Genomic DNA, 12255 nt, shown 5'->3' with positions numbered 1-12255 from the left:
TTGGTGAGAGATTGATAACGACCCAAGCGGGACTCGTTGTGGCTGCTTCCTTCCGGACCTGACCAGGTTGGCGAGGCGCCTGCCCGCACCAACCTCTCAATTTGCGATATAAGGGCCGCTGGGGCGAAGCGCAAGCATCAGAGCGTGATCTGGATCTGCAAGAACCCGTTCTCATCCAACCCACGGGCATGCGGGGCCATCTCCGCGATCTGCGTCAGAAAGGGCTGAGCTTCCGGTCCGGTGGCAAGCATTGCCTGTCTGGGTGTTGCGCAGATCAGTTTCCATGGTTTTGGGACGGGCCATTGCATCGCACCGGGGGCATGCAGCGCGTCAATCGCAGCTTCGGACAGCGGCATTCGGCGACAGGAAAGAAGATCGCCTTGCGCCGCGGGGGGATATCCCCCACCACCAGCAACCCGAAACTGGTTGGTGGCCAGAATGAAGGCCTGATCCATCCTCAGCGCGCGCCCGTCATGCAAGACTGAGGTGATCCGCTGGCCCGGTGGGCGGGAGGGATCAATCGTATATTGCAGCCCGTAGATCGTGTCGAAATCAAAGCTGGGAAACCGGGGATCGACAAGCGGCTGTGCGGGCGCATCCGGGCGCAGCGTGGTGTAGATGCGTGCGGCGTGTTCCAGCATGTGATGCAATGTTGCCCCGGTCACGCGAACAGCCCGCACTTCGTTTGTGTAGGGGTCAAGCCCCGCAATATGACGGCGCAGCACGTCTCCTGCGGGAATGTTCAGAAAATTTCCGGGTCCCTCCCGGCCACCGGCGGTATGAGCGGAGGCGGTGGCAACCAAGGGGAGTGCGGCCTCCGGCGTACCGGCAAGCGCGCGGCTGACGCCGAGCACCTTTGCGCGGGCGACCAGTTCGGCGGGCGCCGTCGGCACGGCAAGGGAGAAGTAGTTCTGCAAGGTTACGGGGGTCGTTGCCACAGGGGTGGCAAGATGGGCGCGGGTAGCATCATGCGCTGGTTTGCAGGCGGCGAGAACGGCGGGTGCAGCGGCGACGGCTCCGGTATTGGGGATCAGGCGACTGATATGGCCGATTACCGTCCACGGCTCATCCCCAGTGCGGTTCAGGGTCAAATCAAGCACCGCCAGATCGGAGCCTGAATACCCCGGCATACTGGCAGGGCAGCGCGCAAGCGTGCCGCCGTCCGTGTCAATGTCCCTGTCGGCGCGGTGGTCATTTCCGGGAAACCGGCGGTGTGTATGTCCCGTGATGATGGCATCGACGCCTGAAATCCGTGCAAGCGGCAAGGCGCTGTCTCGGGGTGGTGCAGGGCCTGACGGGTCATCAATGCCCATATGCGCCAGAAGCACGATCAGGTCCGCCCCCTGTGCCCGCAACCGGGGAATGGCGGCTTGCACGCAGGCCAGCGCAGGTGTGACGGTCGCGGCGCGGTGCAGCACGTGGCGGTTCCAGACCGCCGTCTGCTCCGGCAGAACGGAAAGCACGCCGACCCGCAATGTGTCGCCCGCGGTGTCAGGGACCGGGCAATCGACCAAGGCGGCAGACTGCAGGGCGGAAGGGTGGTCATGCTGCAAATTGCTGCAGATCATCGGCATGTCGAGGTGGGCGGCAATGGCATCGAGATAGGCAAGACCATAATCCAGATCATGGTTTCCCAGCCCGATCGCGTCATATCCCATCGCATTCAGCGACGCCGCAACGGGATGTGACGCGGTAACAGGTTGTGTCGCCGCCCAACTGCCAAGGGCAGTTCCTTGCAGCAGGTCACCGTTATCCAAAAGCAGCGTTGCGCGGCCTTCGGCGGCCGCATCGCGCCGCGCGGTTTCGATCAGGGTCGCAAGTCCGGACAGTCCGTTGTTTCGGGTTGCGCTGTCGGAGACATAGGCGTGGCCCAGCAGTTGCATGTGCACGTCTGTGGTTGCCAAGACACGCAGTTGCGCGCAGCGATCCACTTGCCTTCTATCCTCTCTCAGGGCTGCTGCCCCCTGATCCTTCAAACCCTACTCCCGCTTAAAGTGTGCAAGCGCAACCTTTAATTGATCAGATTGGAGCAGGTGACGCAAGCCTGCACGGGATTGCCCCTTTACCCCGGATCAGGCACACCGTCTGGCAAAACACCACATTCAAGACACTTGCCGAGGAAGAGCAGATGAAACATGCAGAAGAGGTCACCTTCGGTGGCTCCGCACTGGACCGGGCCGGGGAGATCCGTAACGACCCTGCTGCAGTGTCCGCGGCGCTTGCCGACCCGGCGGCCCGCGCGATCCTGTTCTGGCGTGGCAAGCCGCTGATCCGAAAGGCACGCCCTGCTTCGCTGATGCGTCTGCCGATGGATCACCCGGTCTTGCAGGGTGCGGCATCTGATCCGATCCTGCTGGGCCGCGAAGAGGGGGCAGCACGCTTTGCCTTTGATCTGTCGCACTGGAGCCCGGAGGAGGTGGATGTCGCACAGCTTGGTGCATTTCTTGATCCGTCTGAACAACAACACCCTGCCTTGCCGGAAGGGGAGGTTTTCGCCGAATTGCGCCGGGTCATGACCTGGCTGAGCGCGCGGGACGCTGAACTGGCGGCAACCGGGAAGGCCATCCTGGGGTGGCATTTGTCACACGGGTTTTGCGCCTGTTGCGGGGCGGCAAGCGAGGTCAGGCAGGCGGGCTGGCAACGGGTATGTCCCTCGTGCAACGCGGGCCATTTTCCGCGTACCGATCCGGTGGTGATCATGTTGATCACGCACGGTAATTCGGTCCTGATGGGACGCTCGCCGGGGTGGCCGGAAGGGATGTATTCGCTACTTGCTGGCTTTGTTGAGCCGGGTGAAACATTGGAGGCTGCCGTGCGCCGCGAGGTTTTTGAGGAAGCACGCGTGCAGGTCAGCGCGGTGTCGTATCTGTCAAGCCAGCCGTGGCCCTTCCCCGCGTCGCTGATGTTTGGCTGCCGCGGTCAGGCGCTGGGCCGTGATCTGACCATTGATCCGGTCGAAATCGAAGACGCCATGTGGGTCAGCCGTGAAGAGATGATGGAGATTTTCGCAGGCACGCATCCAAAGGTCCTGCCCGCCCGAAAGGGTGCCATTGCACACTTTCTGCTAGAAAACTGGCTTGCGGACCGGCTGGATTAACGCAAACATACGCCGAAACCGCGTGAGGGCACGGCCTTTCGCACCAAAAAATCGGAACAAACGGGCTGTCGGCATGAAATTCAGCACCAAGGAAGACATCGAGGCACCGATCGACGTGGTGTTTGAAATGCTGTGTGATTTCGAGGTCTTCGAACGCGCGGCGATGCGGCGCGGGGCAGAGGTGCAGCGCTTGGAAACGAGCAAGGAACCGGGCATCGGTATGACTTGGCATGCTTCTTTCGATCTGCGGGGCAAGCGGCGTGAACTGGACCTGGAGATCGTGGAATTTGACCAACCCAATGACATGGCCTTGGAAAGCACCTCTCCGGGGATGCTGAGCCGCACGAGTTTCGAACTGATGGCGCTGTCGCGCAATCAGACGCGGGTCGTTGTTAATCTTGAACTCAAGCCGCTCACGCTGAGTGCGCGATTGCTGGTCCAGTCCTTGAAGCTGGCCAAGGCGTCGCTGAGCAAGCGTTTTGGCAAACGGGTCGCCGAATACGCACGGAGCATGGAAGAACGGTATGTTCGTGAGGCAGGCAGCAGCAGCGCCTGATCAGTCTTCCGACCGATCCGGATGGGCCGGGTAAACTCCCAGGATCTCAAGACTGTTGGTGAAATACGCCAGTTCTTCCAGCGCTCGGCGCACGGGAGGGTCTTCGGGGTGGCCTTCGATATCGGCGTAGAACTGCGTTGCCGTGAACGACCCGCCCACCATGTAGCTTTCCAGTTTGGTCATGTTCACGCCATTGGTCGCAAAGCCGCCCATCGCCTTATAAAGCGCGGCCGGAATGTTGCGTACTTCAAACACAAACGTGGTCAGCATGGTGTCGCCGCGCCGGGTCAGATCGATGTCCGGCGCCATCAGCAGGAAACGTGTGGTGTTGTGCTCCTGATCCTCGATGTCGCGGGCCAGGACCTCCAACCCGTGGATATCCGCGGCCACGGCGCTGGCCAGGACCCCTTCATGGGTCAACGTGGACGCTGCCAGTTCGGCTGCGGCGCCTGCACTGTCGGCTGCCGGTTCGGATGTAATGCCATGTTCCTCAAGAAACCTGCGCGCCTGCGGCAGTAGCACCAGGTGTGCGCGCACGTGTTTGATATCCCCAAGCGCGACACCGGGCCGGGCCAACAGCGCGATGCGCACCCGCACAAAGGCCTCTGCGACGATGTGCAGACCACTTTCGGGCAACAACCGATGGATATCGGCCACCCGCCCGTAGGTCGTGTTTTCCACCGGCAGCATCGCCAGATCGGCTTCGCCCGCGCGCACCGCGCGGATCACGCCTTCGAACGTCGTGCAGGGAACGGGGGTCATCCCGGGGCGGGCCTTCAGGCAGGCTTCGTGCCCGTACGCGCCCAAAGCGCCCTGAAACGCAATACGGGGAGCAATTTCTTCAGACATCACGGCTACCTTCAAAAAAATGTCGCGGGCAAGGGCGATTGGTCGCGGTAAGTACACCTTGCCTGTAAGAAGGGAAAGCAATAGATACGCGCCAGCACGCACAACCAATGCCAGTAGGAACAACCGATGTTCGACACCATGACACTCACCAAACTTGCCTCGGGTCTTCTTGGGGCCTGGCTTGTCCTTTTGCTTGGCAAATGGGTAGGCGAAGAGGTTTATCATGCCGAAGCGCATGGCGAACAATCCTATGCCATCGAGATTGAGGGCGCAGAGGAAGAAGAACCCGAAGAGGAGCTTGATTTCGCAGCGCTCATGGATGTTGCGGATCCTGCCAGTGGCGAACGGGTTTTCCGCAAATGCTCTGCCTGTCACAAGATTGCGGCGGGTGAGAACAACGTCGGCCCCTACCTGCATGGTGTCGTCGGCAGACAGATCGCCGCCGTGGATGGTTTCAACTATTCCGGTGCATTGGCGGACATCGACGCGGCCTGGACTCCGGACGAGCTGAGCGCGTTTCTTGAGAACCCCAAGGGCTACGCACCCGGCACCACGATGGGTTTCGCAGGCTTGAAAAAGCCTGAAGAGCGCGCCGATCTGATTGCCTACCTCGACACCCTTGACGATTGATCCAACGCTGGGTTGAAGGTCGGGCCGCCCCACTGTGGGCGGCCTTTTTCGTAGCGCGCACCCAGATCACATATTCGCAACTTGTCTCTTGGCAGCGCACATCGTTAGCTTACATGGTGACACACGCCAGGCGACGTTCAAGAAGGACATACCACATGACACCACCCCGGACCCGTGCCCGAACGCAAATCTTGCCGATGAAGCCTTTTGTGAACTGGACGGCGCTGATCGTTATGGGGGCGGCATTGATCTGGGGCACATTGGCGCGCGCCGAAAGCCACGAGAAGATCGTGGAGACCTACGGCTACTCTTTCTATGGCGATCTGACCTACCCTGAAGATTATCCACACTTTTCCTATGTGAACCCGGATGCCCCCAAGGGTGGAGAGATTTCTCTGTCGGTGGTTGGCACTTTCGATTCGATGCATCCCTACACCCGCAAGGGCCGTGCCGGTGCGCTGTCCACGATCATGTATGAAAGCCTGCTCGGTCAGGGGCCGTCCGGGGTTTCCGCGCCGGCGGATGTCTACGCCGAATACTATGGTCTTCTGGCGGAGCGGCTTGAATACGACGAAGGCAAGAACTGGGTCATCTTCCACATGCGCCCCGAGGCGCGGTTTTCCGACGGGACGCCCGTCACCGCGCACGACATCGCCTTTTCGCATAACCTGCTGCTGGATGAGGGGCTGAAATCCTACGCAGATGCGGTGCGCAAACGCATTCCAAAGGTTGAGGTGCTGGATGATCATACGATCAAGTTCTACTTCACCGAAGGCATATCCCGGCGCAGTCTGGTCGACCAGGTTGGGTTTGTCCCGGCGTGGTCCAAGAAATGGTACGAGGAAACCGGCGCGGGCCTGAACGAAAGCCGTCTTGATGTTTCGCCCGGATCGGGGCCTTACGTGATCGACAGCGTCGATGTGAACCGCCGGATAGTATACAAACGGAACGAGGATTACTGGGGCAACGATCTGCCTTTCAATGTCGGTCGAAACAATTTCGATACCATCCGGGTCGAGTATTTTGGCGATGACACAGCGGCTTTCGAGGCCTTCAAAGCAGGCGAATACACCTTCCGCCGCGAGGTCGATTCAAAGAAATGGGCGACGCAGTATGACTTTCCCAAGATCGACAGCGGCGCAGTGGTGAAAAAGGCGCTGCCCGATGGTTCCCCGCCGACGCCGTCCGGCATTGTGTTCAACCTTGGCTCCGACGTGTTACAGGATCGCAGCGTCCGGCAGGCGTTGGCATTGGCCTATAACTTCGAATGGACGAACGAGAGCCTGCAATACGGCCTGTTCCGCCAGCGTGCATCTTTTACGCAAGACACACCATTGATGGCGACAGGTCTGCCGGAAGGGGCCGAGCTGGAGTTTCTCAAGGGCTTTGGTGATCTGGTGCCTGAAGGATTGCTGACAACAGAAGCCTTCGTGCCGCATACTTCAAAGGCCGAACGCCTGCTGGACCGCCGCAATATCCGGCGCGCGATGAAGCTGCTGGACAAGGCCGGCTGGGCCGTTGGGTCCGATGGCGTGCGCCGAAACGATCAGGGCGAAACACTGAAGATCAATTTCCTGTTCAATTCCTCCAGCCCGCCCACACTGAGCAGCGTGATGGAAAACTTCGTGTCCAACGTGCGCAAGCTGGGGGTAGACATCTCGTTTGAAAAGGTTGACCCGTCGCAATACACCAGCCGCGAACGGGACCGCGATTATGATCTGGTCTATGATTCCTATGCGGCCTTTCTGGGCACAGGTACCGGGTTGGAACAGCGTTACGGCTCCGAAGCGGCTGAATTCTCGCTCTTCAATCCTGCAGGTCTTGCCAGCCCGCTTGTCGATAAGATCATCGAAGCTTCGCTTCAGGCCCAGACCCGCGAGGAAGAACAGACCGCACTGATGGCGTTGGATCGCGTCCTGCGTTATGAACTGATCATGATCCCCGTTTGGTACAATCCGGAACATTGGGTGGCCTACTATGACATGTTCGAACACCCCGAGAACATCCCGCCCTATGCCTTGGGGCAGCTGGATTTCTGGTGGTACAACGCTGACAAGGCTGCGGCCCTGCGCGCCTCTGGTGCACTGAGGTAACTAGCCACCCATGGGCGCCTATATTCTCAGAAGGCTTTTGCTGATCATTCCGACACTGATCGGGATCATGCTGGTGAACTTCACGCTGGTGCAGTTCGTACCCGGTGGCCCGGTGGAGCAAGCGATTGCCCGCATTCAGGGTGGCGGAGACGTGTTCGAAGGGTTTGCTGGGACGAACAACGATGCAGGTGGCGGGGACGAGTTGAACACCGCCTCCGACAGCACCTACATCGGTGCGCGGGGCCTGCCGCCGGAGTTCATTGCAGAGCTGGAAAAGGAATTCGGGTTCGACAAACCACCCGTGCAGCGGTTCTTCAGCATGATGTGGAACTACATGCGCTTCGATTTCGGGGAGAGCTATTTCCGTTCCATCGGGGTGATCGACCTGATCAAGGAAAAGCTGCCTGTGTCGATCACGCTGGGGCTGTGGTCCACGCTGATCGCCTATCTTGTGTCTATCCCGCTGGGCATCCGCAAGGCAGTGAAGGACGGGACCAGCTTTGACACATGGACGTCCGGCATGATCATCGCGGCCTATGCGATCCCCGGTTTCCTGTTTGCGATCCTCCTGCTCGTGCTTTTTGCGGGCGGATCGTTCTTTCAGATCTTCCCGCTACGTGGCCTGACGTCCGACAACTTCGACCAACTCAGCCCGCTGGGCAAAGTGGCCGACTATTTCTGGCACATCGCGCTGCCGGTGCTGGCCTCCACCATTTCCGCTTTTGCCACGCTGACGCTGCTGACCAAGAACAGTTTTCTGGACGAGATCAAGAAACACTACGTCATGACCGCCCGCGCCAAGGGGCTGGCAGAGCGGAAGGTTCTCTATAACCACGTGTTCCGAAACGCGATGCTGATCGTGATTGCGGGCTTCCCGGCGGTCTTTATCGGGGTGTTCTTTGGGCAATCTCTGCTGATTGAAACGATCTTTTCGCTTGATGGTCTTGGGCGTTTGGGGTTCGAGGCAGCGGTGGCGCGGGATTACCCGATCGTCTTCGGCACATTGTTCATATTCGCGTTGATCGGTCTGGTCGTCGGCATCATCTCCGACCTGATGTATGTACTGGTCGATCCGCGTATCGACTTTGAGCGGCGGGAAGGCTGATGGCGCTGTCCCCGCTCAATCAACGCCGTTGGCGCAATTTCAAACGCAACAGGCGCGCCTTCTGGTCCTTGTGGATTTTCGTCGTGCTCTTCGGCATTTCTTTGCTGGCGGAATTCGTGGCCAACGACAAACCGATCCTCGTGAACTATCGCGGGGATTTCTATGTGCCGATTTTCAAGTTCTACCCCGAAACGGCCTTTGGCGGGGATTTCCAGACCGAAGCAGTTTATCGTGACCCGGAAGTGAAATGCCTGATTGCCACGGGCGGCATGGATCTGTGTTTTGACGACCCCGAAGGATATATCGAAGACGCGCAGGACGGCATGATCGAGGGCGAGGCGATTGAGAAGGGCTGGTCGCTTTGGCCCATCATCCCCTATTCCTTTGACACCGCTGTTGATCGCCCCGGTGCCGCCCCATTGGCCCCGAACGAACAGAACTGGCTGGGCACCGACGGCACCAAACGCGATGTGATGGCGCGGGTGATCCACGGGTTCCGCCTGTCGATCTTCTTCACACTGTTGGTCACCGGACTTGCCAGCCTGATCGGGATTATTGCGGGCGCGGTACAGGGGTTTTTCGGCGGCTGGACCGACCTGATCTTCCAACGGATCATCGAAATATGGTCATCCACCCCGTCGCTCTACGTGATCATCATCATGTTCGCCATTCTGGGGCGAAGTTTCTGGTTGCTGGTGTTTCTGCTGGTCCTGTTCAGCTGGACCGCGCTGGTGGGTGTGGTGCGTGCCGAATTCCTGCGCGCGCGCAACCTTGAATATGTCCGCGCCGCCCGCGCGCTGGGCGTCAGCAACGTCACGATCATGTTCCGACATATGCTGCCCAACGCGATGGTTGCGACGCTGACCATGCTGCCCTTCATCATCACCGGCACAATCAGCACGCTGGCAGGGCTGGATTATCTGGGCTTCGGCCTGCCGTCCTCCGCGCCGTCGCTGGGAGAACTGACCTTGCAAGCCAAGCAAAACCTGCAAGCGCCCTGGCTGGCCTTCACCGCCTTTATCACCTTCGCGGTGATGCTGTCGCTGCTGGTGTTCATCTTTGAAGGCATCCGCGATGCATTCGATCCCAGAAAGACATTCTCTTGACGGCACTTCTGGATATCAAGAACCTCAGCGTCTCCTTCCGTCAGGACGGCAAGGTGACCGAGGCTGTGCGCAACATCAGCTTTCACGTCGAAAGGGGAGAGACGGTTGCGCTGGTGGGCGAATCCGGTTCGGGCAAATCCGTTTCGGCACTGTCGACCGTGGCGCTGTTAGGCGACAGCGCGGAAGTATCCGGTTCCGTCACCTATGACGGCCAGCAGATGATCGGTGCGGATGAAGCATTGCTGCGGAAGGTACGTGGCAACGACATCAGCTTCATCTTTCAGGAGCCGATGACATCGCTCAACCCGCTGCACACGATCGAAAAGCAAGTGGGTGAAAGCCTTGCCCTGCATCAGGGTCTGACGGGCGATACGGCGCGGGCGCGGATACTGGAGTTGATGGACAAGGTGGGCATCAACGATGCCGAAAGCCGGTTGGGCGCCTATCCGCACCAACTATCAGGCGGCCAGCGGCAGCGGGTGATGATCGCCATGGCGCTGGCCAACAAGCCCGACGTGCTGATCGCGGATGAGCCGACAACCGCGCTGGACGTGACCATTCAGGCACAGATCCTTGAACTGCTGGCAGAGTTGAAAGCCAGCGAAGGCATGGGGCTGTTGTTCATCACCCATGATTTGGGTGTCGTGCGCCGTATCGCGGACCGCGTCTGCGTCATGCAGAAGGGTGAGATTGTTGAACAAGGGCCGACGGCACAGATCTTTGACGCACCTCAGCATCCCTATACGCAGAAGCTGCTTGCGGCTGAACCTTCGGGCATTCCTGACCCCGTCCCGCAAGGGGCAGAGGTGATTGCGGAGACGGAGAACCTCAAGGTCTGGTTCCCGATCCAGAAAGGTTTGCTGCGCCGGACCGTGGGTTATGTGAAAGCGGTCAACGATGCCTCCATCACCGTGCGGGCAGGGGAAACACTTGGCATCGTCGGTGAAAGCGGATCGGGCAAGACCACCATGGCGTTGGCCATCATGCGATTGATCGCCTCCGAAGGGGGCATCACGTTCATGGGGCAGGACGTCCGCAAGTGGTCCACCCGGCAACTCAGGCGGCTGCGGTCGGAGATGCAGATCGTCTTTCAGGACCCTTTCGGGTCGCTGTCGCCGCGCATGACGTGCTTTCAGATCATCTCCGAAGGGCTGGGGGTGCACGGCATTGACGCAGGTTCGGATCAGCGTGTTCTGGTGCATGACGTGATGGTGGAGGTAGGCCTCGACCCGTCCACGATGGACCGCTACCCGCATGAATTTTCGGGCGGTCAGCGTCAGCGGATCGCTATTGCCCGCGCAATGGTGCTGCGACCCAAGCTGCTGGTTCTGGATGAGCCGACATCGGCATTGGACATGACCGTTCAGGTGCAGATCGTTGACCTGTTGCGTACCCTGCAACAGAAATACGGGCTGGCCTATCTGTTCATCAGCCACGACCTGAAAGTGGTGCGGGCGATGTCGCACAAGGTCATCGTGATGAAGCGCGGCGATGTGGTCGAATATGGTGCTGCGGCGGATCTATATGATCGGCCGACCACCGAATACACACGGACGCTTTTGCAGGCGGCGACATGAACCGTGCGGCAGGGTCACGCAGCGTTTGATTTCCACGGGATTTCCGCAATACTTGCGCCATGACTTCGAAACCACACGGCGCACCCAAACTGCGCGCGCCCACCCTTGCAGACCTGCGACGCAGCGTTGCCGCCGCATTCGGTGATTTTGCCGCCGCCCCGTTGACCGATCTGTTCTTTGCCAGCTTTTTTGTCTGCACGGGCCTGATCATGAGCTGGATCACCTATACCACAGGACACACATTCTGGTTGATCCTTGCGGTCATGGGTTTTCCGCTGGTGGGCGGATTGGCGGCCTTGGGCTTTTACGAGGTCAGCCGCCGTCGCAGCGCCGGAGAGGGTCTGGCACTGGGTGATGTTGCAAGCGTCGTCTGGCAGGCGCGCAACGGTCAATTGCCTTGGCTAGCTGTGATCATCATCGTGGTTTTCCTGTTCTGGTTCTTTCTGGGTCACATGATCTTTGCCCTGTTCCTGGGCCTTGCCCCGATGACCAATGTGTCCACGTCGCTGGATGTGTTTCTGACGTCTGAGGGTTTGACCATGCTGGCCTTTGGATCGGCGGTGGGGGCGGTGTTTGCAATTGTCGTCTTTTCGATCAGCGTTCTGGGCATGCCCATGCTGCTGGACCGCGACGTCGATTTCATGTCGGCGCTCTTGCGGTCTATCAGCGCGGTGCACGGCGCGCCGATGATTTATCTGGGCTGGGGCGTGGTGGTTGCCGTGCTGACGCTAGCGGCGATGGTGCCATTCTTTCTGGGGCTGTTCGTGGTGATGCCCCTGCTGGGTCATGCGACATGGCACCTGTACAAGTCTGTCACCGACCCGACAGAGGCCCCGGAAAGCTAAGCGCTCAGCAAGCCGGTGATCATCGCGGCAAGGGCGACCACGTGGATCAGCATGATCGCGCGATCCCGCCACAGCACACCAACGATGAACCAGCCGATAAGCCCGCCAAAGAACAGGTAGATGTTTAGCGGGTTCAACCCGAAGGCCGTCGCGCCATAGCCCATGATCTGAAAGATCGACGCCACCCATTTGAGGATCGTGGTCTTGTTCCACAAACGGGCGGCGTCCAGGGGGAGAGTTGAGGTTAGGTCGGTCATGCAGGTCCTCCGCTGCGGCAGGTCAAAAGATCAAAGCTTACGCAGATCGAGGCAGATTGTCTGGCGTGACTGCCACCACCGGCGCCGTTTTTCGGGGTTGGCAGGGGGGACATCATGCAGGCTTGTGCAGTTGCTGCGCG

At 59.7% G+C, this 12255-nt stretch carries 11 protein-coding genes and 1 other RNA gene; 8 read left to right on the top strand and 4 right to left on the bottom strand.

Features of this window, described 5'->3' with window-relative positions; all coding sequences use genetic code 11:
- Nucleotide 1: 1 nt before the first annotated feature.
- Nucleotides 2–99: signal recognition particle sRNA small type (gene ffs / locus AB4X18_RS06275), an RNA gene on the bottom strand.
- A 38-nt stretch (nucleotides 100–137) separates the two neighbouring features.
- Nucleotides 138–1904: a bifunctional metallophosphatase/5'-nucleotidase gene (locus AB4X18_RS06270; RefSeq protein ID WP_432817195.1), complete on the bottom strand. Its 1767-nt coding sequence runs from the start codon at nucleotides 1902–1904 to the stop codon at nucleotides 138–140.
- A gap of 224 nt (nucleotides 1905–2128) precedes the next feature.
- On the opposite strand from AB4X18_RS06270, the gene nudC reads away from it, so the two are divergent.
- On the top strand, nucleotides 2129–3097 hold the full coding sequence (gene nudC, locus AB4X18_RS06265) for an NAD(+) diphosphatase (RefSeq protein ID WP_370399279.1): 969 nt from the start codon (nucleotides 2129–2131) through the stop codon (nucleotides 3095–3097).
- A gap of 73 nt (nucleotides 3098–3170) precedes the next feature.
- Nucleotides 3171–3653, top strand: coding sequence for an SRPBCC family protein (locus AB4X18_RS06260; protein WP_370399278.1), 483 nt, complete (start codon nucleotides 3171–3173; stop codon nucleotides 3651–3653).
- On the opposite strand, the gene AB4X18_RS06255 is transcribed toward AB4X18_RS06260, so the two are convergent.
- Nucleotides 3654–4502 (bottom strand): prephenate dehydratase, encoded by an 849-nt coding sequence (locus tag AB4X18_RS06255; protein ID WP_370399277.1) that lies wholly within the window; start codon nucleotides 4500–4502, stop codon nucleotides 3654–3656.
- Between the two features lie 126 nt (nucleotides 4503–4628).
- On the opposite strand from AB4X18_RS06255, the gene AB4X18_RS06250 reads away from it, so the two are divergent.
- The 6 genes from AB4X18_RS06250 (at nucleotide 4629) to AB4X18_RS06225 (ending at nucleotide 11858) form a co-directional block, all read left to right on the top strand.
- Entirely contained in the window at nucleotides 4629–5132 is a 504-nt protein-coding gene (locus tag AB4X18_RS06250) for a c-type cytochrome (RefSeq protein WP_370399276.1), read from the top strand.
- Nucleotides 5133–5329: 197 nt separating this feature from the next.
- Nucleotides 5330–7225 (top strand): extracellular solute-binding protein, encoded by a 1896-nt coding sequence (locus tag AB4X18_RS06245; protein WP_432817411.1) that lies wholly within the window; start codon nucleotides 5330–5332, stop codon nucleotides 7223–7225.
- Between the two features lie 10 nt (nucleotides 7226–7235).
- Nucleotides 7236–8330, top strand: a complete 1095-nt coding sequence (locus AB4X18_RS06240) for a microcin C ABC transporter permease YejB (RefSeq protein ID WP_370399275.1) — start codon at nucleotides 7236–7238, stop codon at nucleotides 8328–8330.
- Nucleotides 8330–9436 carry an ABC transporter permease gene (locus AB4X18_RS06235; RefSeq protein ID WP_370399274.1) on the top strand — a complete coding sequence of 369 codons (1107 nt, stop codon included), beginning with the start codon at nucleotides 8330–8332 and terminating at the stop codon, nucleotides 9434–9436. The genes AB4X18_RS06240 and AB4X18_RS06235 overlap by 1 nt, the downstream gene beginning before the upstream one ends.
- Complete coding sequence (locus AB4X18_RS06230; protein WP_370399273.1) at nucleotides 9433–11013, top strand: ABC transporter ATP-binding protein; 1581 nt, start codon at nucleotides 9433–9435, stop codon at nucleotides 11011–11013. The genes AB4X18_RS06235 and AB4X18_RS06230 overlap by 4 nt, the downstream gene beginning before the upstream one ends.
- 59 nt (nucleotides 11014–11072) lie before the next feature.
- Nucleotides 11073–11858, top strand: coding sequence for a DUF2189 domain-containing protein (locus AB4X18_RS06225; protein ID WP_370399272.1), 786 nt, complete (start codon nucleotides 11073–11075; stop codon nucleotides 11856–11858).
- Here AB4X18_RS06225 and AB4X18_RS06220 read toward each other — a convergent pair.
- A complete protein-coding gene (locus AB4X18_RS06220; protein ID WP_370399271.1) occupies nucleotides 11855–12115 on the bottom strand; it encodes a DUF6552 family protein in 261 nt (86 codons plus the stop codon). The genes AB4X18_RS06225 and AB4X18_RS06220 overlap by 4 nt on opposite strands.
- Nucleotides 12116–12255 lie beyond the last annotated feature (140 nt).

The sequence above is a fragment of the Sulfitobacter rhodophyticola genome (genome assembly GCF_041281685.2).
Classification (GTDB): Bacteria; Pseudomonadota; Alphaproteobacteria; order Rhodobacterales; family Rhodobacteraceae; genus Sulfitobacter.
The sequence above is the reverse complement of the archived record's forward strand: the minus strand, read 5'-3'. Positions and strand labels throughout refer to the sequence as shown.